Genomic DNA, 24781 nt, shown 5'->3' with positions numbered 1-24781 from the left:
ATGGTCGAGTGAGAAAACTTTTTCTCTCCCGACAATTAATCCACCCTGCTCCCCGCCTGCGGGGAGGGGGGTTCTTCGGGTTTAATAAGCAATCAAGGGGACATGATATAATTCAACATATCCATTCCCTGAGACTAACGAGGATTTGAGGGCAATGGAAGAGATACTCAAGAAAAAACTGGGTAGTAGTGGAGAGGCTTTTTAATTAGTTGAAAGGTTTAACGATGGGTTTAGATAGTGAAATCTTGCAGATATTACAACTTACTAATCACACTGATAATATTGTGCCGCTTGCGACATATTAAATTGTAATAGCTTCTCCTCTCCCAACTGGTATCCCAAACTCGGCTTAAAAGGCGAAATATTCAAACTGCGAATAATTTCTGACGCCACAGCCTTTGCTAGTAACGGTGGTACAGAGTTACCAACTTGTCGAAATCCGTGCCATTTAGTTACATGAAATCTAAACCAATCGGGGTAAGAATGCAATCTCGCCGCTTCCCTGACAGTGATACAGCGCGGCGTAGATGGATGAATCGGTCTCGGAGATGTGAAGGAACCCCTATACTTATCTGTTCCCGCTCTTAAAGTATTACAGACACCAGCAGGATGTAGCTTATGAAAACGACTAATTTTTTCTCTTTCGCCTTGTTGAGTCTCCAGAAAACGTTTAACAGTTTCCTCAGAATGTTTGGTTCTTAAACTTGAAGAAAGTATTCGCAAATCATATTCTCGTTTGTAAGAATAATCATCATTTAGGCATTTGATACCGCGAAGTACAAGAGCATATTTACTAGGCTTTTCATAGTCTGCAACAACCCAATCTCTTGTTAGTAACTCTGGATATTTTTCTATTTCAGGTAAATCTCCAATTGCCTCCCATACTGTAGGACTCGATGGGATGTCAGATATTTTTTTAGAATTTAAATTATTTAGTAAAGCTTGTTTAGTAATCGGCTGAGGATATTTCGGTAACTCTACATCCTCCCTTGCACCTATGAGAAATAATCTCTCACGGGACTGTGGTACTCCGTAATTTGCAGCGTTGAGAATTTTATAATTTTCTTCTACTTGATAGCCGTGAATTCTAAAATCGCTAATTAAAGCTTGGAGAATTTGTTTATGTTCGCCAACTGTAATTCCCCGGACATTTTCCATCACAAAGAATTTTGGTTTTAGTTGCAAAACCAGGCGATGAAAGTGAAATACCAAAGAGTTTCGAGGATCGTCAACAGCCCGTTTGCCAATTAGGGAAAATCCTTGACATGGTGAGCCACAAATAACCACATCAATTTCGCGACCGCCAATCTCAGACCGATTCCTAATTTCTTCCCCAGTTGTATCCACAACACTTTTACATAACACTCTCGCATAAGGGAAGTTAAACTCATGGGTTGCACAGTGGATCGGGTCGATTTCCACAGACGCTAGCACATCAAAACCAGCTTGCTCAAAGCCAAGAGTCATACCGCCCGCGCCAGCAAATAAATCAACTGCGATCGCTCTTTGTTTTTTCATCTCATAAGCCATGACACCCCAATCTAATTCGTAATTGATAATGACGCTCGAAGACTCGCTAACGTAATTCGTAATTACCCTATGTATAAATGTGGGTTTCGGCAAAAATAGGTGGTTCGCACTTAATTTTACTCATAAATAAACTGATTGATTCTCTATTTTTAATTACGAATTACGAACTACGAATTACGAATTATTTAGTCGCATTTGCAAAATTTCTTGAGCAGCGCGATCGCAAACCCCAACTTCTCCTAAACTTTGCCGCATTTCTTCATAATCTAGCAAAGTTTGCTCTCTGCGACTGGGATTGAGTAGCAGTTCCATTGCTGCTTGGGTAATATTTTCTACTGTGGCTTGCTCTTGTAAAAATTCTGGCACAATCGGCTTCATCACGACTAAATTAGGTGGCGATGCGAAGGTTATTGAACCTTTGAGGATTTTACGAGCGATCCACGCAGTTAAACGACTAAGGCGATAAACTACAACCTGTGGCACATTTAACAGAGCAAGTTCTAGATTGACAGTACCAGATTTGCTAATAGCTAAATCAGCAGCGGCAAAAACTTCCTTTTGTTGACTTGATAAAACTGTCGCCCGCAAACCGTAACGCTCAATAGCCTCCTCAATTGGCTGTCTATAAACTTCCAGCGACAGTGGAATCCAGAAACGAACTTCAGGTAATTTCGCTTGAATAGTTTGGGCAGCTTGAAAAATTACTGGTAAAAGATATTTTAGTTCTTGGCGGCGAGAGGCGGGGAGAAGTGCGATCGCAATTTCTTCTGATGCAATTCCCAGTGTTGCACGAGCTGCTTCCCTAGTAGGAGCATCTTGCATTCGGTCAACCAAAGGATGTCCCACCCAACTAACTTTTGCGCCTTTCTCGCGAAAGTAACGGGCTTCTTGTGGAAAGATTGCCAACAGCTTATCTGTAAAACCAACAATCCGGTTAGTCCTCCGCAAACTTAATGACCAAGCCCACTCTTGGGGAGCAATGTAATATACCACAGGTATATCTGGCAGATGCTGTTTCATATAAGTCCCAATTTCCAGATTGGGAGTCATATAATCGATCAGCACTACCAAGTCAGGTGGATTTTGCTTTAAGGAAGCGATCGCTTGACGTTGCACCTGAAGAGTCGGTAAAACATAAGGTAGCCCTTCTAGAATACCCATTGAGCCAATACTACTGGTATTTCCCAACAGAATTGCCCCAGCCTCTACCATTTTTTCGCCACCCAGCGCCACAATCTCTAATTCCAACCCAATCGCCACAGCTTGACGCTTCAGCGCTGAAATTAGTAGCGACCCTTGTAAATCGCCAGATACTTCGCCAGTGCTGATAAATATCCGCATTTGATAATTAAAGTTAGGAGTTAGGAATTAAAAGTGAGGAGTTAAAAGTGAAGAGTTAGGAATGAGGAGTGAAGAGTTAAAAAATGTAATTTATCAACTCATAACTCATAACTCCTAACTCCTAACTTCTAACTCACGATTCATCACTTGCGCCTTTTTTCCCTTTACTGGGAATCAAGCCACGTCTTCCAGGCATCTGAGAAAGTAGAAGGAAGCGTCGCAGATGCTGCAATTCTTCGCTATCCCCTAACAATTCCAACTGTTCCAAAGCATCCTTAAAAGACAAATTAGAACGGTAGAGAATGCGGAAGGCTTTTTTCAGCATAAGCAAATCTGCTGAGTCCATACCAGACCGTTTGAGTCCGACAAGATTGAGGGTTCGTACCCGCGCTGGATTTCCTTCCACTAGCATATATGGGGCCACATCCCGGTCAATACGTGCCATACCTCCCACCATTGCTTGTCTACCAATATGCACAAATTGATGGACACCTAAAACTCCACTGAGCCTAGCGCGTGACTCTATATGGACATGACCAGCCAACGCCACAGAGTTAGCAATCACTACTTGGTCTTCAATGACGCAGTTATGAGCCACATGGACATAAGCCATCAACAGATTACCATCACCAATTATTGTCGCTTCACCGGCACCGGTAGCGCGGTTAATGGTAACGTACTCACGAATCAAGTTGTTATCACCAATTTTGACCCAGGTTGGTTCTCCTACAAACTTCAGATCCTGGGGTTCCATGCCGATGGCTGCACCTGTAAAAATCTGATTTTGCGCCCCAATTTCACAAGGCCCCTCTAGCACTGCATGAGCGCCGATTATTGTTTCAGGGCCCACTTTGACATGCGCTCCAATCACAGCATAGGCACCGACTTGCACTGTATGGTGAAGTTCCGATTTCGGATGAATTACAGCAGTTGGATGAATTAGCGTTTTCAAGGGTGAATCTCCAGAACTGTCTTAATAATCCAGCGCCAGGCGGGGTTTTTGAGGCAGCGCGTTACTCTGGTTAAGAGAGTTGTATCGACTACCGCCCCATTGAGGCGACTGGCGTTGTTGAGTGTGAAATATTTCAGTGAACGAAAGTGTCGGGCAAAGCAAGTTAAGTGTGTTTGTGAGTGCGTCTCGTAGAGAGGGCGGCGAAAATCAAGAAATTATTCAGATGCTATTGTGGATTTTTTAACTGTTATCCTGAAACAGGATTCAGTAGGGGCATTTCACGGCTATACCCATACCACGAAAGCAAACTTTTAGCTAACTAAAGAAAACATTAATTCCCCTTCACAAGCAAGTTGACCATCAACTTCGGCACGACCTTGCATCTTACCGAAACGACGTTGTTTTACCCATAACAGTTCCACCGTCATGACTAGTTGATCTCCCGGCACGACCTGGCGACGAAAGCGAACTTTATCGATACCAGCGAAGACGAACAGCCCGCCTTCTACCGAAGACATTTGAGTTAGGACAATGCCTCCAACTTGTGCCATTGATTCAACAATTAGCACCCCTGGCATCAGTGGACGTTCAGGGAAATGTCCTTGAAAATGGGGTTCGTTGATAGTGACATTTTTAACCCCAACAGCTTTTTTACCTGGCACGTAGTCAATTATTTTGTCTACAAGTAAAAATGGGTAGCGATGGGGTAGCAATTTCTGAATTTCTTCAGATGTGAAAGTTGTTTTTATCTCAGAACTGATTGTAATCTCATTTATACCCTGTGGTTCAGTAGATGTCGGTGTAGTCGTATCGATGGTATTCACTTCAGTGAGGATTGACATTGGCCGTGTAGTTGATTTTTTATCTAAAAGTTGAGTAGGCAGGCGTATATCCAAAGCCTTAATAATCCTGGATTTTAAGCTTTAGTTCTAATCCCAAATCTAAAACCCCAAATCTAAAATTCTTTGAGCCAGTTGAATGTGTAAATTATGGCTGGCTTTATACGCTAAAAAATGAGCACGAGGAAAAGTTCCTAGTAAACTCAAATCTCCTACTAAATCCAAGATTTTATGACGGACTGGCTCATTTGCAAATCTCAACGGTGGATTTAGCCAGCCTTCTGGCCCACAAACGAGTGCATTATCCAAACTGCCACCTTTAATTAACCCTGTTTTTTGTAAGTGTTCAATTTGATGCAGTAAGCCAAAAGTACGCGCAGGAGCAATTTCCGTAGCAAAGCTAGCAGAAGCGTTTTCTAGTTCAGCTGTTAGTGACCAACTATGCCATTGATTACCAATAGCAGGCAGGTCAAAATCAATACCGTAACTAAAGCGGGTTTCTTCTGCTGGAAGGGCACATACAAAGGCATCCCCTTGATAGACCCATATTGGTTCTGTAATAGCCAAGGGAACTTGGTTGTTAACGGGTTGTGAGACTAAGCCAACTTGGGCAATATTAGCTGTCCATACACTTGCTGAACCATCTAAAAGTGGAACTTCTGCACCATCAATTTCAATCCGGGCATTATCCACGCCCATACTCGAAAGTGCTGCCAACAAATGCTCTACCGTGCGAACATATACCTCACCCTTACCCAACTGAGTTGAGAGAACAGTGTGATTAACTGCTGCAACTTGGGCTGGAATTATTGGCAAATCCGGTAAATCCACCCGCACAAAGTAGCGTCCACTTCCCGCCTCGGCTGGTAATATCCGCACCTGGGTATTCACACCGCTATGCAGTCCCACCCCTATTTGGGTGATTTGATCTGCTAGAGTGTGCTGTCGCATAGCCGAAAAGTTAATATATTTCCTTTAGTATTGTTCATCGTCTGTTTTGGTAAAATCCCTGATATTCCCTGAAAAATGTCATTAGTCCCTTTATCGGAACAGTATTGAGGTAAATGTAACAATTAGCAAGCTAATCCAGAAAAGTTATGAGTTAACAGTGAAAAGTGAGGAATTAAAACTCATAACTCCTAACTTCTAACTCCTAACTGGTTAAAATCTTTCGCCAATACCGAAATTAATCCGGCTATCACCATCATCGTTGATACCGTAATCAATCCGAATCGGCCCCAGTGGAGACTGGACGCGAACGCCAAGACCATAACCATAGCCACTGCCATTTTTGTTCAACACTTCAGCAGCCCTAGTACTAGTTCCCAGGTCACTACCGAGATCAAAAAATAGTGCGCCGCTAACTACTGAAAAAACTGGAAACCGATACTCAACTGATGCTTGCACATAAGAGCGTCCACTACCTAATGCTCCTTCTTCATAACCCCGAACGGAGTTGCTACCCCCAAGGGTAAAAGCTTCGTAGGGAGGCAAGTCACCGAGGATAGTTCCTGCTTGCAAGTTAAATGCTAAGGTTTGTGCCCCTTTGCTGAGGCTAATCAGCTTAATGGGTAAATATTGGCTGTAGCTACCCCGCAATCTGGTGAGGAAGATGTTGCCTAGCCCCACAGGGACTGACTGATCGACTCCAAAGCGGAGATAAGAACCACTAGTGGGTTGCAAGGGGTTATTACGGAGATCGCGCTGTGCCCCCACTTGTAACAGTAGTAAATCGTCTTGACCGCTGCTAGAGAGGGTCAGTGGAATTTCATCACTCAGGCGGTTTCCAGTATCATCATCAAATACCGCTCCTGTTTTTCTCAGATTGCCATCACTATCACGGGCGGAAACTCGTTGATACTGTAAGCCCGCTGAGGCAGTCCAGACAGAAGTTTTATAAGGATTGGCAGACAAGGGACGGGTAAAGGTGACACCGCCACCTACACGGAGAATGCGGGGGCGATCCTGAGAATCTACATCGGTGGGATTACCAGGATTAAACGTCCTAATGTCTTCATCTTTACCATCGAAAATCAACGAAATAGAACTGCGACGGAAAATATTGGTTGTGTAGGAAGTCCGGTAAGGATCTCCTGCGATCCAGGGGTCGGTAAACCGCAAGTCAAACAGCAGCTCTCGTTCTCCTACCTGTATTTCTGTCCCCAGTTTTTGGTTCCTACCGTTCAGGTTTTGCTGTTGATAGCTAACTGTTCCAAAAAGTCCGCTAGCAGAGCTAATCCCTGCCCCAGCGGCAATAGAACCGCTGCTGCGTTCAGCTACATTCACTACTACATCCACCTTGCTGGGATCAGTACCAGGGTCAAGGGACACATTCACATCTTCAAACAGTCCTAATCCATACACGCGCTGTAGGTCTTTTTGCACTGTGTTGCGATTGAATACTTGTCCTGGCTTCAACTCAACTTCTCTGGTAATGATGTACTCCTGTGTCCGTCCGCGAATTGGTTGTCCCTTTTCGTCTGTTTCCTGACCATCTTTATTGCGGAACCGGACTCTAATGTTTTCTACTACCCCTTCTGCTACTTGTAAGGTAACAACTCCGCTTTCAGAAACTTGTGGCGCTCCAATTACGTTAGCTAGTACGTAACCTTTGTCTTGATACCGCTTATTTAACTGCTTGATGCCTTCTTGCAAGTCACGCAAGTTGAGGATTTTGCCATACTGCTCCTTAAAGACTTCATCCACAGTATTAGCTGGGAGTACAGAAGCAACACCAGTGCCAGGATTGGCTTGCACTTCTACTTTACTGAGAACGGGGTTAGGCTGGACAACAAAGCTCACCCGCACTCCCAAGGGGGTATCTTCTGGCGCTGCTTGGACGTTGGAGAAGAAGCCAGTACCAAAGATGGCGTTAATATCTTCTTGGAGTTGGCTGCGGGTGGTTGTTTGTCCTGGTTGGGTACGAATTACTCTGTAAACTTGGTTTTCCAGTTCTGGTAATAGTTGGCCAGTCTGGGATCTAACTACTACTTCCGATACCAGTACGCGGGGGTCATTGGCTTCTGGGGCTGTGTTGGGTTGAGTATTACCTGGAGTTGTCGGTGGGTTAACATTCTGGGGACTGGGAGTAGTGCCTGGGAATGGCGCAGGTGTTCTTTCTTGACTAGCTGGGGGGGGAATTTCTGGAGCGGTTGATGGTTCTGGAGTTGTGGGTAATAAAGGTTCCGTTGTCGGTGGATTGACATTTTCTGGGACTGGAGTGGTCTCAGGAGTTGGGGAAGGCGTTGGTTGTTGAATTTCTGGCGGTGGAATATCTGGAGCCGGAGACGGCTGTTGAGTAGGGCTGGGATTGATTTCAGGGGTTTGTGCAGTTGTTGGCGTTGTGGAAGTTGGCACAATTACCTCTGAGGTTGCGCTCGCTGCTGGATTAGCAGGGTAAATTGCAACGACGCGGGATTGGGTACGCTCCGCCTCTATAACTCCTGTGGATTTAGGTCGAGATTCTAGACTTTTACTAGAGTTAACCTGACCAGTGTCCTTTTCTGGCTGCTGATTTGTTTCTAGTGTCAAAACTTCTGTTGTCTGTTTTGAACTGTTGGCGGTTTCTGCATTTGCACTCAATGAGCCACCCAAAGGGGCTGCAATTGCTACTGCTGCCAGCAATACGGGAGATAAACGCATTTTACTTATATTCCTCTTCACGACCACACACACCATCACAAGGCAATAATGCCCTTATCTCAAAGGTAAAACTCAAAACATAATTTTTTTCTTTTGCTTTTTTACTTTACAAGGCAAAAGGCAAAAGGCAAAAGTTAAATATAATTCCTTCTCACCTTTTGGTTTTTACCTGGTTAACTTGTAGTTTCTACTGCTTTTAGCACTCTTTGTAAGACCTCCTGGTAGGCATCCTCTACATTTCCTAAGTCTCGGCGAAAGCGATCTTTGTCCATTACCCTGCGGTTTGAGTCTTTTTCTGCGGTATCCCACAAACGGCAGGTGTCGGGGCTAATTTCATCTGCCAAGAGCAACTGCTGTTGTGAGTCCAAACCAAACTCTAGTTTGAAGTCTACTAGGGTAATGCCACACCGCTGCCAAAAGTTATTGAGAAATTCATTGATTTGCAATGCTAGATGGGTAATTGCGTCTACTTGTTCCGCAGTCGCTAGTTCTAGCAGGTACAGGCGATCGCGTGTCAACAAAGGATCTCCTAATTGATCGTTTTTATAATAGAACTCAACCAAAGGCTGTTTCAGAATTGTACCCACTGGTAAACCTGTTTGCTGACACAAACTGCCAGCAGCAATATTTCTGATCACCACTTCTAAGGGTAAAATCTTTACTGCCCTCACCCGCATTTGATTTGGGGCAGGACTATCGATAAAGTGAGTCTTTATACCATAAGCCTCCAACTGTTTAAAAAGCTGGCTGGAAATGCTACAATTAATTTTTCCTTTCCCTTGGATGTTGCCACGCTTTTGGGCGTTAAACGCCGTGGCATCGTCCTTAAAATCAGCCAACAAGACTTCTGGATCGTCCGTTGTATAAAGAATTTTTGCTTTGCCTTCGTATAATTTGGAATTAACAGACATAGTGGCAGGTAGTGTTTTAGGCGATGGACAAAAATTGTCCTTTGAGGCTTCACCATTTTATCTTTAGTTATTAACTATTAGCCATTGGTGATTATTTAAGAGGAAGCAGGGGCAGGTTAAAATAATTAATAACCAAATACCTAGCCCAATTTTCTCCTCTGGATCGCTGCCTAATAGCTAATTGCCAAATATTTAGAACAAAATCTCTAACTTTTAACAGAGGACAATTAGCTTTCGTGTCTAGTATCCTCATCTAAGTAGTTTTACTATCAGAATTTTAATTAGTTTTGAGAGAATAAGTTACCAAGGCATACTGACATGTAATAATAATTTTTACTTAAAGGTTTCGATTGCAGCTAATTACAATTTGAACTTCATAAATTAAGATGAGATAAATTGACAACCGTGAGGAAAATCAAATATTCTCTCTAGCTCCTTTAGCGATTTGTCTGTAATATTTAACACACAAAATTTTTCAAGCTTTATCTTCTAGTCTCAAAATCTGAATTAACCAATTCCCGATCAACAATTGGAAAAGGAGTCGGATGATCTGATTTACCTCAATCTGACAAAAGTAAAGATTAGGTTAGCTAGTAATTCAGCTTCCGAAACTCAAACACAAGGTGAATTGAATAAATGGATAAAAAAATAGTGAACAAGGATGATTTTCTCTTCCCTCGCGGTCGCTACTACGGTCAAGTTAAGCCAGAAAATTTGGTTTTTAATGCAAATCTCCAGGAATTTGCTCAACGAGTAAGTTACATTTGCAACTTAGAAACAGGCGGAAAAGTGCCTCCAGGTGCAGCTTACGAACAAATAAAGGATCTGTGGAAACAGTTGAAACGCTCAAAAAAAGAGCTAGGAATTGGCGAAGATCCGTTTCAAGATGACCAGGGAGAGGCTAAAGATTGAAGGGGAGATAGGAGAGATGGGGGAGACAAGGAGAATAAGCAATGACAAATGACAAGTGACCAATGACAAGTGACCAATGACTACTTAGTAAGCATTGTCCAAATACCATCCCAGGACTCTGGGGGCGGCGTTTGTTGATAATTACGCGCACGCTCTAGGTGGATATCAACAGCTTGGTCTTGAGGTTGGATAGATTTGGCGGACTCGAAACAAGCGATGGCTTGTGAAAAGTTGCGCGATAAATAAGCAGCGCGTCCAGTATGATAATGAAACAAAAACTCTTGAGTGTTGGTATCTAGGGGAGTTGTGCGATCGCCAATTAACTCGTAGATATTCACGGCTTGGTGTTTCCCTTTAACGCGGATTTTATCTAACTGGCGCACCCAAATGCGATCGCTGCACAGTTGGTAAGTAAATTCACTTAAAATAATATCACAACCATAATCTTTAGTTACCGCTTCCAAGCGCGAACTTAAATTTACACCATCTCCAATTACCGTGTAATCCATCCGTTTCCGGGAACCAATATTACCCGAAACCACATCCCCAGAACTAATCCCAATGCCAATACGAATTTGCGGCTGGGCCTGGATAATTCGCCGTTGGTTAAATTCTTCTAAGCGGCGTCTCATATCTAACGCTGACTGCACAGCCCTCCAAGCATGATTTTCTGTCAATGGTAGCGGCGCACCAAATACCGCCATTAAGGCATCACCAATAAATTTGTCGAGAGTGCCTTCGTGGTTAAAAACCGCCTCTACCATCGTTTCAAAATACTGATTGAGCAGCAATACCACCTCAGCTGCACCGAGATTTTCCGTAAGTGTTGTGTAGCCTCGGATATCAGAAAACAAGATAGTTACTTCCTTCCGTTCGCCTACCATTAAAGCATCTTCCCCTAGAGCCATAACTTGTTCAGCGACATGGGGCGTTAGATAGCGCGACATGGTAGTTTTCATTCGTTTCTCTTGAGTAATGTCTTCTAAGACCACCAAACCACCACGTACACCGCCTTCTGGGTTGGTTAGGGGATTAACAGTAAGATTGATATTGCGCTCTAATGTTTGTACCTCATGAGAAGTGAGAAACTCAGATTGGGGAGTCAAAGGTTGATTCCAGGGAATAAAAATATCGGGGTTATTGCGATCGCGCAATGCTAAAATCGAGTGATAAGTACTGAATGCTAAGTATTGAGTTTCACTTTTAACTCCTAACTCCTCACTCATAACTTGATGTACTCCCAGTATCAAACTTTGCTCTGGCACATAATGTTTAGCTCCAGTTTTGAGACTATCTTCTAGTCGCATTTGGAGATTTTCAATTGGCACAACTTCCCAAACTAGGCGACCAATCAAATTTTGTTCCCACAAAAGTTTGTTGTTTTTACTATTAGCGTCTCCTATCGGACAACCCAGCAACTCTAGGGCTGCATCATTAATCGTGACAATCTGTCCCGCCATATCTGTAGAAATCACAGCATCTGACAGACTTTGTAAAATATCTTTTTGATACTGTTTTTCTAACAGCACATTTTCAAACAGCCGAGCATTTTCTAAGGCAATTCCTGCCTGATTATTAAAAGCCCGCATAAACTCTTCATCAGAAGCAGTAAAACTACTTTGTTGCTTATTAATTAATTGTGTAACGCCAATCAATTCATTTGCAGAATTAAATACTGGCAAACATAGGATATTGCGAGTTATATAACCAGTTTTTTTATCTATAGTCGGGTCAAAGCGGGGGTCTTTATAAACATCAGAAATATTTAAGGCTTCACCAGTGGAAGCTACATATCCAGCAATGCCACGATTAGCAGGAATGCGAATTTCTATCAAGTTTGTGCCATCTGCTGCCACTGCAACTTTCGTCGAGAGTTCGTTTAGCTCTTTACGATATAAAAACAGTGTACTGCGGTCTGCTTGCATTAAAATTCGGGCTTGTTCCATGACTATCTGCAAAGTTGCTTCTAAATCTAAACTTTGCCCCAGTGTCTGAGTTGCCCGCAACAAAGCCGTTGCGCCTCTTTGATTACGAGCCGCTACATAAAAAGATTGGCAGCTTTCCAGGATAATACCAATTGAAGCCGCAAAGTCTCGAAAACGTTCTTCATCATCATGATTAAACGGAACATTCCCGGTTTTATTAGCTAGTTGCACTACCGCTACAGTCTGGTTTTTGCTACTGATAACGGGCATACATAAAAGATTACGGATTTTGTAGCCCATTTGTTTTTCAAGTTCTGGGCTAAATAGGGGATGAGTATAAGTTTCAGATATATTGAGATATTGACCTGTACTAGCAACATGTCCAGGGATACCCACGGTAATGGGAGTACGAATTTCTAAGAATTTTTGGCTATTATCTTGAGGAACTTTTGACCACAGTTGACCTTTGTCATAATCAACTAAAAAAATGGCTGTATGTTCTGCTTGGAGAATTTGACCAATTTTGAGTGTGATAGCTTCTAATACTTTCTCCAACATAGTTTCTAGAGCTTCATTATTGATTAGTTCAATAGCTCTCAAAAATTGCTGGAACTCAGCAGTTATAAAGTCGAGTAAGCAAACAAATTCATTAACAGATAAGTCTTTGACGCGACGCAGTAGGGCATGAGCACGATTAACTTGAGTTAGTTCAGTTAATGTAGCCAAGACGCTGCCTGAGTTGGGGAGTGTCATGGTAATTTTAGATTTTAGATTTTGGGCATTGGGATTAGGGAAGAGGTGACAGGTGACAGGTGATAGGAAATAACCTGTAACCTATTCCCTTTTTCACTCCCTACTTCCTACTCTCCGATTGTGCCAACTGTTCAGAAAATATCACCTTTTGATAGTAATCTTGTAGCTGTCTGGTGGCAGCTGCCCAACCCCAACTTTCTGCTTCCTGGCGGGCATTTTGACGGATGGTGTCTCGTTGTTGTTTTTGTTCTAAGAGTCGAACAGTAGCAGCTAATGCTCCTTGAATATCTGCTGTTGGCTCAAAAAGATATCCATTTACGCCATCTGTCACAATATCAGGAATTCCCCCGGAACGGGCTGCTACCACGGGACAGCCAGCAGCCATCGCTTCTAGTAGCACTAAGCCTAGTGTTTCTGTACGGGAAGGAAAGATGAAGGCATCAGCACTCGCAAAGGCAGAACCTAACTCTTGCCCCATAAGATAGCCAACAAAATAAGTATTTGTGCCAGCAAAGTGTTTTTGCAATGCTTGACGGTGCGGCCCATCGCCAACCAATGCCAATCGCGCTTGGGGAATTGCTTCTAAGATTGGTTTGATGCGCTCAATTTCTTTTTCAGCGGAAAGCCGTCCAACGTAGAGTAGCAATGGACTTTCTGGATGATTTTGTGATAAATGCGATCGCATCTCTACATTAGCTAAATCGGGGTGAAATAATTCTGTATCTACCCCACGCTGCCATAAATCTACACGTTCAATACCATGCGCTGTTAATTCCTCCACCATTGCTGTGGAGGTACACAGATTTAAAGCTGCTTGATTATGAGCGCCTTTCAGTAGTTCCCAAAGAAAACCTTCCAGCATCCCCAAGCCGTAATGCTGGAGATATTGGGGTAAATGGGTATGATAAGAAGCCACCAAGGGGATTTTGAGGATTTTGCTATAAAATATACCAGACAAACCCAAAACGGCTGGATTCACGACATGAATAACATCTGGCTTAAACTCTTCTAAAGTGTAACCAATGGCTGGGCGGGGTAATGCCATTTTTAATTCTGGATACAATGGCAGAGGAAAGCCACTAACGCCGTAAACTTTAGCGCCTTTGTGTTCTGTGATGCCTCCATCAGGGGCAATCACCAATACCTGATTACCGCTGCGCTGGAGATGATCGACAGTATGGCGCAGGCGCGTTACAATGCCGTCAACCTTGGGTAAAAAGGTTTCGGTAAATAGGGCAATTCTCATAAAAAACTATTCAGTCCAGGCAGATAATCTCAGCTTAAGAGTGCATTTTGCTATTAAACACAGAGTAAACTGTCTCGCGTCCTGTAATCAATTCTGCACAATCAAAATAACTGTAGTAAACAGTAAATTTAGTAGTAGCTGGAAGATACGCCTGATGAATAATAAATAGTTGGTCGCCATATTGTGCTAAAATATGACGACCATTTTTAGACCCACGATTTACTGGGGTTTATTTTAATTTCTGTGCCAAGAGACTTTAGGCAGAATTTGTTTGTGATCTACTCGTGTCTGATACTTGATGGCAAAGTTTAACAGAGAATCGAGGAGAGAATCAGAGAGCAGGTGAGGCTGCAAACCTAAATCAAGCAATTTTGTATTTTTAGCGTTGAAGTAATGTTCTTCCTTCTCGACTCTGGGATTATCTAAATGATTGATTTCTACGTTCAATCCGATAGCGTTACCAGCTTTTTTCACCATCAATGCCAATTCGCCAACGCTGAATTGTTCGGTAAATTGATTAAATACGCGGAATTCACCAGCTTCGGCAGGATTAGCGATCGCTAATTCTACACATCTGACTGTATCCCGAATATCCAAAAATCCGCGAGTTTGTCCACCTTTACCGTAGACAGTTAACGGATGTCCAATTGCTGCTTGAATACAAAAGCGGTTCAGTGCAGTACCAAACACACCATCGTAATCCAGCCGATTAATCAATAGTTCGTCTATCCCCGTTTCTTCGGTTAAAACGCCATAAACTATACCTTGATTTAAATCAGTTGCCCGCAATCCCCAAATCCGGCAAGCAAAGTGGATGTTATGACTATCATGGACTTTGCTTAAGTGGTACATCGAACCGGGCTGCTTGGGATAAGGTAGGGTATCCTTGCGTCCATTGTGTTCAATGGTTATATACCCTTCTTCGATGTCAATATTGGGTGTACCGTATTCGCCCATCGTTCCCAGCTTCACCAAATGACAGTCGGGGAAATCTTCCCGCATGGCGTACAGCAAGTTCAACGTACCAACTACATTATTGACCTGGGTAACAACTGCGTGTTCTCGGTCAATCATGGAAAATGGGGCCGAACGCTGTTCGCCAAAATGCACCAGAGCATTTGGCTGAAATTGCTGTAATGTTTTATGGAGAAACTCGTAATTCGTAATATCGCCGATGAACAAGTCGATCGATTTACCTGTCAAATCTTGCCAGCGCTGGAGACGTTGTTGAATTAGTGCGATCGGAGTGAGAGTTTCGACACCAAGTTCATTATCCCAGTGCCGCCGCACCAAACTATCTAGAATTCCAACTTCATAACCTCGATTGGAAAGGTAAAGAGCAGTTGCCCAACCGCAATATCCATCACCACCAATAACCAGGACTTTCATCTTCACCAGTTTTTACTCGCTGATAGCTAAATCTATCAGGTTTCTGTACCCTCTTAATCATTATTCTGGGGGAGATGTGGATTTTGGAGGGAGATGAGGGAGATAAACAAAACTCCTAACTCTTAACTCCTAACTCAGCATTCCTAACGCCCAACGCTCCATTAAAACTTTAAAATCCGATACTGGTGGGCAATGTAATAAAACAAACGATAGTAATTTTGAAATTCTTGGCTCTTACTCCGTCCCTGTAAATGGTATTTCACTTGACTTTGAGTTAGCGTCAGTGTCATCGAACTTACTCCTCGTTCGACTTCTACAAGCATTACCCCAGCTACTCCTTGAGCGGTCTGAAAGTTGGATTTTATCTTTTTCATGGACTCTGGATCGTTTGGCAGCTGATGACTTGCCCACCCGCGAATTTCCACTGAGTTATCCTGTGGTGAAATAAACGCAATTCCATCACCATTTTCTGAGGCTACTAAAGAAGTCCAATTACTCGGATATAGAAATTCAAAGCCATAACGAGAGTTGCTATAAGTTTTCCAGGCGATCGCTCCGGCATTAAAATCATTTACAGTACAACCCCACAGCATGATTAACAGGGCAATGACTCCGCTAACGCTGGCGGCAAGCCGATAAATTCTTCGCCCCAAACTAGAGATTCTATTAGCAGTAGCCATTTACATTACACATTTTGCCAAAGTTACTGATTTTATAGAAATACCAGAAACTCTGAATATTGCACTATTCTCAATCAGCTAACTAGTAGTCTGCCACATCAATTTTAAGAGATTCGTAGTGAGCGATAAATCGCTCAATTTCAAGGGCTAGAGCCACTAGTGATGAACCATAAAGCATCATATTATGGTGCAAGCAAACCCAGATGTAAACAAATGTAACAAAATTAGCGTTAAAACGCTTTACTGTCTTGACAACCAATAAAAGAACCGATAACTTGATATACATACCCGGGTAAGACCGTTAAAGAGTTATATGCAAACGCAAACTAAGCAAAAGGTCACTTTGTATTTATCGCCAGAGTTGCACAGAAAACTGAAGATTCGTTCAGCAGTTGATTCCGAGCCAATGTCAGAACTTGCCGAACGTGCCCTTGGTTTTTACCTATCCAATCAAGAATTGGTTGACGAGTTAGAAGATTCTTCTTATGGGCGGACTCATAGAGTTTACTCATGCCCAACTTGTGATAGTTCGCTAGTCTTACGTGATGGGGAACTGGTTACTTTAGGCAATCAACCAGGAGTAGTTGGTCAAGAGCATCTTTCTCTCGATGAGATGGATGAAAGTGAAACCAATCCCAAGGGTGAGGAAGAGTTAGTTCCTTGCTAAATAAATAGATATTTATGATTCGGTTTTCTTCACCAGAAGCAATGTCTCTACTGTCTCTATAAGGTCTCAAGTAGGTCGAAGTATGAACGAAGAGCTCAAAATCCTAATTCAAGCTCAATACCCTTTAATCTACCTTGTGACCTCCGAGGAAGAGCGGGCCGAGCAAGCAATTTCCACAATCGCCCAGTTATTAAAGCCCCAGCGTCGAGTATTTGTTTGGACAGTAACACACGGGATTGTTGAGTATGGTCAACCCCGGAATGTCACCCAACATAATACCGTGTCTCCAGAGGCGGCGATCGAATGGATCATCCGGCAGAAAGAACCAAGTATATTTATTCTTAAAGATTTACATCCTTTTATAGATGCGCCTGCAACTAATAGATCGTTACGCGATGCGATCGCTAGTTTCAAAGGTATGCAAAAGAACATCATTTTGATGTCCCCAATGCAACAAGTACCTATAGAACTGGAAAAGGAAGTTGTTGTTCTCGACTTTACATTGCCAGATATGGCTGAGTTGAATAAAGTCTTAACTCACCATATAGAGCAAAATCGTGGCCGGCGGCTGACAACAGAAGCCAGAGAAAAACTTCTCAGAGCTGCTTTGGGTCTAACTAAAGATGAAGCGGAGAAAGTCTACCGTAAGGCACAGGTAACTAAAGAGCGTTTGACGGAAGATGAAGTAGACATCGTTTTATCTGAGAAAAAGCAACTAATTCGGCGCAATGGTATCTTAGAATACATTGAAGAAGATGAAACGATTGATGCTGTAGGTGGCTTAGAAGAGTTAAAAAGATGGCTCAAGCAACGCTCCAACGCTTTTACAGAAAGAGCGAGAGACTATGGTTTGCCTCAACCAAAGGGGATGTTAATTTTAGGAGTTCCCGGTTGCGGTAAGTCATTAATTGCCAAAACTACTTCCCGACTGTGGGGTTTACCACTGTTGCGGTTGGATATGGGGCGAGTTTACGACGGCTCAATGGTGGGACGAAGTGAAGCAAATCTGCGAAATGCCCTGAAAACAGCAGAATCTATTTCCCCAGCAATTTTGTTTATCGATGAATTAGATAAATCCTTTGCTGGTAGTGGAGGTTCCTCAGATTCTGATGGAGGGACTTCTAGCAGAATCTTCGGCTCCTTCCTCACATGGATGCAAGATAAGAAATCACCAGTGTTCGTGATGGCAACTGCCAACCGAGTAGAACGTTTACCTGGTGAATTCTTGAGGAAAGGACGCTTTGATGAAATTTTCTTTGTCGATCTGCCAACACCGGAAGAACGGCAAGATATTTTCAATATTCATCTGACCAAACGCCGTGAAGACATCTCTCGATTCGATCTTGAGCAACTAGCCAAGATGTCTGATGGCTTTTCTGGGGCAGAAGTTGAACAAGCGATCGTTGCGGCAATGTATGAAGCTTTTGCCCAAGATCGGGAGTTCACCCAACTAGATATTATTGCTGCACTGAAGGCAACTTTGCCGCTGTCTCGAACGATGCAAGAACAAGTAACGGCTCTGAGAGATTGGGCCAGACAGCGCGCACGCCCCGCAGCATCCTCCGTAGCTGAATATCAGCGAATGGAGTTTTAAAAGCTTTCCTCTGCCATCCCAGGGGGAAAGGCTAGCTGAAAATGCTAGCAGTTATAAGAAAAGCCGCATCCTGTTAAGCGCGGCTTCGCCCAAAACAAACCGTTGTCGTTTTTCTCAATCTTCTCATTGGAGGAAACCCAAATGTCTCACTTTAGCACCCTGCGTACCAAAATCACCGATGCCGAAATCCTCAAGGCTTCCTTGCGCGACCTCGGCATCAGCGTAAAGACTGAAGCTGATGTCCGTGGTTATAACGGTCAGCGTGTCCGTTCTGACATCGTTGCCGTGTTGGAAGGCGAATATGACCTCGGCTGGTCTCGCAATGGCGATGGTTCTTTTGACCTAATCGCTGACTTGTGGGGCGTTGCTAAGAAGCACAACCAAACCGAGTTGATCAACTCAATCAACCAAAAGTATGCCGTTAACAAAACTTTGGCTGAAGTGAAACAGCGCGGTCTGCAAAACGCCAATGTGAAGTTGGTATTGCAATAACAATTTCTCTGCGCGTTCCCAAAGCTGCACGGGTTAACCATATAAATAGCGGTTAGCCCGCTTTTTTATCGGGACTGAGATGTATTTCTCAGTCCCGATTTTTAATGATTTTAGTCAATACTAATTTAAAATAAGTAAGATTCTTAAGCCTGTTTGCTATCAATCATCATCCCTTATGCTTCCATCTGGCATAACGGTACTGTCAAATATAGCGTTATAAAGATAAGCATTGTTTAAATTTGCACCTTCCAAGTCAGCACCTGTCAAATTTGCTCCTTCTAAATCCGCACCTTCTAAATTTGCTTGAAAAAGAGAGCTATTGCTTAGATTCGTACCTTTCAAATTTGCATAGCTTAAATCAGCCTCGCTTAAATCCAAATCACTAAGGTCGGTATTTTCTAAGTTAGCAGAATTTAAATTTTCTCCAGAACCAATAAAAATAGCTTGTTCAAAAATATCGAAAAGACCTATTCCAGGTATAGAGAGATATCTTGTTTTTTCATCAATTATTGTCTCAATATCATAGATACAGTCTGTAAGAAGTTCACCTATACCCATACCTGTAAGGTTAGCACCAATCAAATTTGCTTTCTGTAGTCTTGTTTTATCGCTAAAGAAAGCATTGCTTAGATTTGCGCCTCGCAGGTTAACTTTATCTAACGTACTTTGGTATGTTGTGATATTGCTTAAGTTGGCATAACTAATATTAGCTTTTTCTATCCAACCATGATCCATATAAATGTTACTCAAATCTGCATAGCTAAAGTCCACTCCTTGAAAACGGCCAGACAAGTTGGCGTGACTCAGATTAGCTGCTTTGAAGTTAGCGTACTCTGCTTCAGCTCCGTCAAGACGAGCATTACTTAAATTAGCACCTTCAAAATTTGCTCCAAGTAGCGTAGCCCTTTGTAGACTGGCATTACTCAAATTTGCATAACTCAGATTCACATCATTAAGATGAGTACCAGTCAACTCAGCACCATTTAAGTTTATCCCACACAGATCAACTTCTTCCAAGTGTAGACGACTAAAATTGACACCAGAAAAATTTCTTTCACCTATGGCGTAGCGTCTGAGTAATTCTCCTGCATCCATAGCTCCAAGCTCTAAACCTGTTTATTAACATCAACTTTAAGATTTTGATTTAATTTTACCAAACCTGATTTAAATATAAAACCAATCCAGGTAATAAAGGTTCACCGCACAGTGTATTAAGGTTATTCAATTCCTCAACCGCAGTATTGGGCAGAAGCGAATTCGTAAAATTTATTTCTATAGAAGCAGTGCGACGAGGAACTAGGTAAATTAAAAAAGGCTGTTTCGCAGCATTAGCTAATGCTAAAACTTCGCGTAAGTTCTCGCTGTGAGCAATTATTCCATTTGCATTGTAAGCTATATATTTATTTTTATATAAATCTAATAACATCTGGCGGTTACGATTTAACCACTTGAACATTTCATCTGTTTCGCTTTTAGAGGGAGTTGTGTTCATATATTTAATTTGTCTATGGATATAGAATATCTCTGGCACTATCTTAATTATTTGGTGCAAGATGTTAGCTACCAAACCTGATTTCAATCTAAAATAAATCCACCACTAAAACTAAAACCCTTCACCTGTATCATTTTGCTTCTTTCTGGTAATGTGTAGTGCGCGATCGCATCCCAGAAGATCCACTTTTGCGCCTATAGCTTAGACTGAGAGAAAAGCTTAGTATCGATGAATCAAAGTCTAAGTGCTACTCCCAGCCTGGAAGAACACACTCATCAAAATCCTGTTGCTACGAAACAACAGGTATTTAGGAAGCAACTAATTGTCCTTACCTTGGAAATGCTTCTGGCATTACCTCTGGGTTTACTCCTCGCAAAGTTCCAAATTGGCAGGATTGCCTGGATATTTGGCGGGATTGCGGCTGGTACTCTAGTTCTCCAAGGGTGTCGAATTTTTTATCAATATTCTCCCCAACCTAACCGCACTGCTAGAAAAGTGGGAATGGCACTTGTCGGCTTAACTGTCGGCGCTTCCAATGCCCACGCTAATATAGCTAGTATTGCTTCTGGTATTCCTATATTTATTTTTCTTACCTTATTTCTGCTGCTGAGTGGAGGCTGTATTGGTTACATTTACTCCCGCGCCAGCAAAACCAACCTATTTACAGCAATGCTGGCTACAGTCCCTGGTGGTGTAGGAATTATGGCAGCGATCGCTGCCGATTACAATAAAAATGTTAGTTTGGTTGCCTTAGTTCAGGCGATTCGCGTCACCTGTGTAGTTGTTCTAATTCCCCTCGTCGCGAAAACATCAACTGGTAATTACTATCCGCAAACACTCCCAATCAACACTGCTTGGCTTAATCTCGATTTATCTCAACTAGAATTACTCTTGTTAGTACTCATAATCACTGGATTAGTAGTTTATCCAGCTATATTATTTAAAATTCCCGCCGGCGATTTCTTTGGTGCATTGTTGATTGGTATCGGGTTTAATCCTTTGCTACATTGGCTGCCTTTTGTGGGTGATATTAGCTTTAGTCCGCCACCAATAATAAACTTATTGGGTCAAATGCTCTTGGGAATTACTATTGGTGAATATTGGGGAGATAAACCCAACTTTAGAAAGCGGACTGTCGCCTATGCCTTGATGTCTGTAGGAATGACTCTTGTAGCCGGAGCGATCGCTGCTATACTTGCGATGCAATTAACCTCTTGGGACTGGTTAACCTGTCTTTTAGTCACAGCGCCAGGAGGATCGGCAGAAATGATCCTGGTTTCCCTGGCATTGAATCATAATGTTGAAATTGTCACAACTGGCCATTTAGTGCGACTAATTGCAATTAATAGTTCCCTACCGCTTTGGGTGTTTTTGTTTCGCCGTCTGGATGAGCAACTTTCAGAACCAGTTTAATTCTGCTGAAAAATAAAGGTCAAAAGCCCAAATCAGTGAAAATCCCTAAAATGTTAACTGTATAAAAGGAAATCATTAATTAGTTTAGGTTTTGAGGTTAGTCAACGAGCATAAGTTTTTTGCCAGAGCGAGCGATCGCGTGGAATTTGATCCAGATTGTTTACCAGGATTCCGAGCGGCGTTCCACCCATCACACATAACTAAACAGATTTTCTGTCAAAACAACTTTAGCAAATACGATACACTGAGTGAATTACTCAGCTTTTAATCATGAAAATACAACGCACAATTTACTGGAACAAGCTGACAGAGATTCAAGAACTAAAAGAGTTTTTTGAAGAAGATTTCCAAGGATTTAAAAAGCTCATAGAAGATCGCATTGAAGAGTTTGAAAAATTTTCTGATGACGCTCTAGATAAATTTAGCAAACTGCGGGCGTTAGAAGTAACTAATGGTTGCACTCAATGGGGATTTCGTCGCGGCGATAAAGAATGTTTGTCTGTAGAACAGACCCGTGAATGTATGAATCTAGTCATGGGTTTTATGAAACGGACAGAATTATATTTCCCTAGTGAGGGCCAAATTGAATTTGACGACGAACAAAAAGCATTTATTCAAGCAGGGCGATCGCTTTACAAAGATGCATTTAAAAACAATGTTAAGGAGTCAGAGCGTGAATACTACGCTGCATCAACAGCCCAGTTTATTGTCTATGGGCATGAACGTATGGAACGAGCTATGGCATTAGTCAAGCAAGATTATGAAACTCTCTTTTCGCCCTACTACATTGAACGAGGACAAAAATATATTGTTCCCTATTTAAAAGGGTTTGAATAGATATAGGACTCATATCTGATTTTTGAACAAATTTTCAGATAAAACCCTTATAAAACGCAATACGGTTCAGTTAAGCATTGTTTTCCTCTCTCTGTTCCCTCTGTGCCTCTGCGGTTCGTTAAAAAAATTGACTTTGATAAAGAGTTTTAGCCTTAACTGAACCGTATTGTTATAAAACGGGCTTTTCAGTCTCAGTATGTTTTCAGAAATCAAATCGGAGTCCTATATCTCCGAAATATATACAGCGGATTTCAAGTTAGTGAGGTGCGCAAGTTAAGTCTCAAAGCCAGGTATAGTATAAAGCCTGTTTTACTTCTGTTAGCGCAGCGGGGCGTAGCCCATTCTGACTCTTCTCTACGAGACGCTCCGCGAACGGCAGGCTCAGGGCATCGCTTCTGAATTCTGAATTCTGAATTCTGAATTCTGAATTCTGAATTCTGCTGTATATAAATCGTCATTATCAATTACGAATTATTTTGACGCCTCTGAACCAGAACAATCAAATAGATGTAAACCTAAACGTTGGGAAAGTTCTTCACAAACCTTTACCCCCCGCACACTATTACCACGCACATCCAACAACGGTGAAAAAACTCCAATGCCCATTTTATTGGGTACAACGGCAATAATCCCACCACAAATCCCGCTTTTCGCCGGAATCCCAATTTTATAAGCCCACTCACCTGCAAAGTTGTACATTCCACAGGTATACATAACACTCAGAATATCTTTGATGTAACGTTTATCTACGGCCCGTTCTTTGGTGATGGGGTTAATACCTTTGTTCGCCAGAGTAGCCGCCATCACTGCTAAGTCTTGACAATTCACCATCACAGCACACTGCTGGAAATAAAGATCAAGCGCTTCTTCAATGTTTCGGTCAATCATGCCAAAGTTGAGCATCAAATGCGCCATTGCGCGGTTACGATGCCCTGTACTCCGTTCTGAGGTAAAAACTGAAATATCAACGAATACGTCGCGCCCAATATATCGCCGAAACATATCCAGCATTCGGTTAAGGCGTTCGGTGGGGCCGGAACCTTTGATTAAACTAGTGGTGGCGATCGCTCCAGCGTTTACCATTGGATTATAAGGTCGCTTCGATTGCTCATCCAAAACAATCGCGTTGAATGCATCCCCCGTCGGTTCTACGCCAACTCTAGTTAAAACATAATCTAGTCCATGATCTTCTAAGGCAAGTCCATAAGCAAACACCTTAGAAATTGACTGAATAGTAAAAAGTTGCTCGTAGTCCCCAACTTTATAAACCTGACCATCTACTGTCACAATGCAAATGCTGAACAAATCCGGGTTTGCCTTTGCCAGTTCGGGAATGTATTTCGCTACTGCACCCTCTCGCAGTGACTTGTACTGGGAATGCAACTCGTTGAGAACAGCTTTTAATGGCGATGGTTCTATTTCTATATCTCCTTGATTTGTCATTAGGCTGATGGCATTTCCCAAAATACCTACTATATATAGAAGAGGTACAGCTGTACATCCCTACTGTTACAAAGATTTTGTCAAAAATAGCTTGCTCTAAAAAATCATACTTGAGCAATTACTGAAGATAAACAAGATAAGATGTAATTTACATTACATGCAACATCTGTTGTTTAAGCGATCGCAAAGTTTTCTTAATTTTTAAGTCATTAATCCTGAAAAATATTAATTTGAGTATTGTCCTTTTTTTTATACTCAGCAATACGGTTAGCAAAAGTTATATTTATCACCAATACTAGTCTAGTTGTGGAGAATGAAAGTAATGATTGATGTAAGTAGAAAAAACTTTGAAAAAATATATCAGACTCAAGCTAACTCGCATAATTTTTTAAGATGTAACTCATATCACCACTTACTCATAGTTAAATCTAAATATTTCATTAAATAAATGATTTTAAGCATTTATGCCGTTGCTATTTAATTAAAGTTATATTACCTTCTTATAGGAAATAGCCAAAAAGTATGTGATCTAGAATACACGGGTAGTTGCGAGCCTTTAGAAGTGATGTGAATAAGGTATCGCCACTTTAGTGTGAAATAAGCGTAAAGTTTTTTTAAGAAATTTTTGACTTACGGAAAAAAGCGTTACATAGCCAAAGTCCGCTTTTGAGAAAGGTTTCGACCTTAAAATTGGAATGGGAATTTGAGAAAGTGGACGATAGT

20 protein-coding genes are annotated in these 24781 nt (G+C 42.1%); 6 read left to right on the top strand and 14 right to left on the bottom strand.

The features are described 5' to 3' along the window. Window positions 1-264: 264 nt before the first annotated feature. The 7 genes from RMX69_RS05950 to purC form a co-directional block, all read right to left on the bottom strand. Window positions 265-1518, bottom strand: coding sequence for a DNA cytosine methyltransferase (locus RMX69_RS05950; RefSeq protein WP_289797908.1), 1254 nt, complete (start codon window positions 1516-1518; stop codon window positions 265-267). A 186-nt stretch (window positions 1519-1704) separates the two neighbouring features. Then, entirely contained in the window at window positions 1705-2871 is a 1167-nt protein-coding gene (gene lpxB / locus RMX69_RS05945; RefSeq protein WP_322636804.1) for a lipid-A-disaccharide synthase, read from the bottom strand. A gap of 133 nt (window positions 2872-3004) precedes the next feature. Continuing rightward, the gene (gene lpxA, locus RMX69_RS05940; protein ID WP_289797906.1) at window positions 3005-3823 is read right to left on the bottom strand and encodes an acyl-ACP--UDP-N-acetylglucosamine O-acyltransferase; all 819 of its coding nucleotides are present in this window, start codon (window positions 3821-3823) and stop codon (window positions 3005-3007) included. Window positions 3824-4134: 311 nt separating this feature from the next. Next, a complete protein-coding gene (gene fabZ, locus RMX69_RS05935) occupies window positions 4135-4665 on the bottom strand; it encodes a 3-hydroxyacyl-ACP dehydratase FabZ (protein ID WP_289797905.1) in 531 nt (176 codons plus the stop codon). Between the two features lie 99 nt (window positions 4666-4764). Then, complete coding sequence (lpxC, locus tag RMX69_RS05930; protein WP_289797904.1) at window positions 4765-5613, bottom strand: UDP-3-O-acyl-N-acetylglucosamine deacetylase; 849 nt, start codon at window positions 5611-5613, stop codon at window positions 4765-4767. 210 nt (window positions 5614-5823) lie between these two features. Further along, the gene (locus RMX69_RS05925) at window positions 5824-8304 is read right to left on the bottom strand and encodes a BamA/TamA family outer membrane protein (protein ID WP_322636802.1); all 2481 of its coding nucleotides are present in this window, start codon (window positions 8302-8304) and stop codon (window positions 5824-5826) included. Between the two features lie 173 nt (window positions 8305-8477). After that, entirely contained in the window at window positions 8478-9215 is a 738-nt protein-coding gene (purC, locus tag RMX69_RS05920) for a phosphoribosylaminoimidazolesuccinocarboxamide synthase (RefSeq protein ID WP_289797902.1), read from the bottom strand. Window positions 9216-9851: 636 nt separating this feature from the next. Between purC and RMX69_RS05915 the strand changes: the two genes are divergently transcribed. Then, the gene (locus tag RMX69_RS05915; protein ID WP_322636799.1) at window positions 9852-10127 is read left to right on the top strand and encodes a hypothetical protein; all 276 of its coding nucleotides are present in this window, start codon (window positions 9852-9854) and stop codon (window positions 10125-10127) included. A gap of 80 nt (window positions 10128-10207) precedes the next feature. On the opposite strand, the gene RMX69_RS05910 is transcribed toward RMX69_RS05915, so the two are convergent. The 4 genes from RMX69_RS05910 to RMX69_RS05895 all read right to left on the bottom strand — a co-directional run bounded on the left by RMX69_RS05910 (window position 10208) and on the right by RMX69_RS05895 (window position 16120). Continuing rightward, complete coding sequence (locus RMX69_RS05910; RefSeq protein WP_322636798.1) at window positions 10208-12805, bottom strand: GAF domain-containing protein; 2598 nt, start codon at window positions 12803-12805, stop codon at window positions 10208-10210. 100 nt (window positions 12806-12905) lie between these two features. After that, complete coding sequence (locus RMX69_RS05905) at window positions 12906-14051, bottom strand: glycosyltransferase family 4 protein (protein WP_289797899.1); 1146 nt, start codon at window positions 14049-14051, stop codon at window positions 12906-12908. Window positions 14052-14285: 234 nt separating this feature from the next. After that, window positions 14286-15440 (bottom strand): NAD-dependent epimerase/dehydratase family protein, encoded by a 1155-nt coding sequence (locus tag RMX69_RS05900; RefSeq protein ID WP_289800043.1) that lies wholly within the window; start codon window positions 15438-15440, stop codon window positions 14286-14288. Window positions 15441-15601: 161 nt separating this feature from the next. Further along, window positions 15602-16120, bottom strand: coding sequence for a hypothetical protein (locus RMX69_RS05895; RefSeq protein WP_289797898.1), 519 nt, complete (start codon window positions 16118-16120; stop codon window positions 15602-15604). 313 nt (window positions 16121-16433) lie between these two features. Here RMX69_RS05895 and RMX69_RS05890 point away from each other — a divergent pair, with 313 nt between their 5' ends. The 3 genes from RMX69_RS05890 (at window position 16434) to RMX69_RS05880 (ending at window position 18873) form a co-directional block, all read left to right on the top strand. Then, window positions 16434-16787, top strand: a complete 354-nt coding sequence (locus RMX69_RS05890) for a hypothetical protein (RefSeq protein WP_289797897.1) — start codon at window positions 16434-16436, stop codon at window positions 16785-16787. Between the two features lie 82 nt (window positions 16788-16869). Further along, window positions 16870-18381: an AAA family ATPase gene (locus RMX69_RS05885; RefSeq protein ID WP_289797896.1), complete on the top strand. Its 1512-nt coding sequence runs from the start codon at window positions 16870-16872 to the stop codon at window positions 18379-18381. Between the two features lie 141 nt (window positions 18382-18522). Next, window positions 18523-18873, top strand: coding sequence for a DUF1257 domain-containing protein (locus RMX69_RS05880; protein ID WP_094350625.1), 351 nt, complete (start codon window positions 18523-18525; stop codon window positions 18871-18873). A 159-nt stretch (window positions 18874-19032) separates the two neighbouring features. On the opposite strand, the gene RMX69_RS05875 is transcribed toward RMX69_RS05880, so the two are convergent. Together RMX69_RS05875 and RMX69_RS05870 are read right to left on the bottom strand one after the other, a co-directional pair. Beyond that, complete coding sequence (locus RMX69_RS05875) at window positions 19033-19968, bottom strand: pentapeptide repeat-containing protein (RefSeq protein ID WP_322636796.1); 936 nt, start codon at window positions 19966-19968, stop codon at window positions 19033-19035. A 55-nt stretch (window positions 19969-20023) separates the two neighbouring features. After that, window positions 20024-20365 carry a DUF5678 domain-containing protein gene (locus tag RMX69_RS05870; protein ID WP_322636794.1) on the bottom strand — a complete coding sequence of 114 codons (342 nt, stop codon included), beginning with the start codon at window positions 20363-20365 and terminating at the stop codon, window positions 20024-20026. Window positions 20366-20593: 228 nt separating this feature from the next. Between RMX69_RS05870 and RMX69_RS05865 the strand changes: the two genes are divergently transcribed. Continuing rightward, the gene (locus RMX69_RS05865) at window positions 20594-21778 is read left to right on the top strand and encodes an AbrB family transcriptional regulator (protein ID WP_322636793.1); all 1185 of its coding nucleotides are present in this window, start codon (window positions 20594-20596) and stop codon (window positions 21776-21778) included. Window positions 21779-22048: 270 nt separating this feature from the next. Beyond that, window positions 22049-22615, top strand: coding sequence for a hypothetical protein (locus RMX69_RS05860; RefSeq protein WP_289797892.1), 567 nt, complete (start codon window positions 22049-22051; stop codon window positions 22613-22615). Window positions 22616-23086: 471 nt separating this feature from the next. On the opposite strand, the gene glsA is transcribed toward RMX69_RS05860, so the two are convergent. Beyond that, window positions 23087-24067 (bottom strand): glutaminase A, encoded by a 981-nt coding sequence (gene glsA, locus RMX69_RS05855; RefSeq protein ID WP_289800042.1) that lies wholly within the window; start codon window positions 24065-24067, stop codon window positions 23087-23089. Between the last annotated feature and the right edge of the window lie 714 nt (window positions 24068-24781).

The organism is Nostoc sp. EspVER01, assembly GCF_034530635.1.
Classification (GTDB): domain Bacteria; phylum Cyanobacteriota; class Cyanobacteriia; order Cyanobacteriales; family Nostocaceae; genus Nostoc.
Note: the sequence above shows the minus strand (reverse complement) of the source record. Positions and strands in the feature narration are given on the sequence as shown.

Bases quoted from the DNA above. Each gene is read 5' to 3' on its own strand.
- purC (WP_289797902.1), bottom strand. From the start codon at position 9,215: ATGTCTGTTAATTCCAAATTATACGAAGGCAAAGCAAAAATTCTTTAT.
- RMX69_RS05875 (WP_322636796.1), bottom strand. From the start codon at position 19,968: ATGGATGCAGGAGAATTACTCAGACGCTACGCCATAGGTGAAAGAAAT.
- RMX69_RS05870 (WP_322636794.1), bottom strand. From the start codon at position 20,365: ATGAACACAACTCCCTCTAAAAGCGAAACAGATGAAATGTTCAAGTGG.
- RMX69_RS05900 (WP_289800043.1), bottom strand. From the start codon at position 15,440: ATGAAAGTCCTGGTTATTGGTGGTGATGGATATTGCGGTTGGGCAACT.
- lpxC (WP_289797904.1), bottom strand. From the start codon at position 5,613: ATGCGACAGCACACTCTAGCAGATCAAATCACCCAAATAGGGGTGGGA.
- RMX69_RS05890 (WP_289797897.1), top strand. From the start codon at position 16,434: ATGCAAACGCAAACTAAGCAAAAGGTCACTTTGTATTTATCGCCAGAG.
- RMX69_RS05860 (WP_289797892.1), top strand. From the start codon at position 22,049: ATGAAAATACAACGCACAATTTACTGGAACAAGCTGACAGAGATTCAA.
- RMX69_RS05895 (WP_289797898.1), bottom strand. From the start codon at position 16,120: ATGGCTACTGCTAATAGAATCTCTAGTTTGGGGCGAAGAATTTATCGG.
- RMX69_RS05865 (WP_322636793.1), top strand. From the start codon at position 20,594: ATGAATCAAAGTCTAAGTGCTACTCCCAGCCTGGAAGAACACACTCAT.
- RMX69_RS05910 (WP_322636798.1), bottom strand. From the start codon at position 12,805: ATGACACTCCCCAACTCAGGCAGCGTCTTGGCTACATTAACTGAACTA.
- RMX69_RS05925 (WP_322636802.1), bottom strand. From the start codon at position 8,304: ATGCGTTTATCTCCCGTATTGCTGGCAGCAGTAGCAATTGCAGCCCCT.
- RMX69_RS05880 (WP_094350625.1), top strand. From the start codon at position 18,523: ATGTCTCACTTTAGCACCCTGCGTACCAAAATCACCGATGCCGAAATC.
- RMX69_RS05915 (WP_322636799.1), top strand. From the start codon at position 9,852: ATGGATAAAAAAATAGTGAACAAGGATGATTTTCTCTTCCCTCGCGGT.
- RMX69_RS05905 (WP_289797899.1), bottom strand. From the start codon at position 14,051: ATGAGAATTGCCCTATTTACCGAAACCTTTTTACCCAAGGTTGACGGC.
- fabZ (WP_289797905.1), bottom strand. From the start codon at position 4,665: ATGTCAATCCTCACTGAAGTGAATACCATCGATACGACTACACCGACA.
- RMX69_RS05950 (WP_289797908.1), bottom strand. From the start codon at position 1,518: ATGAAAAAACAAAGAGCGATCGCAGTTGATTTATTTGCTGGCGCGGGC.
- RMX69_RS05885 (WP_289797896.1), top strand. From the start codon at position 16,870: ATGAACGAAGAGCTCAAAATCCTAATTCAAGCTCAATACCCTTTAATC.
- lpxB (WP_322636804.1), bottom strand. From the start codon at position 2,871: ATGCGGATATTTATCAGCACTGGCGAAGTATCTGGCGATTTACAAGGG.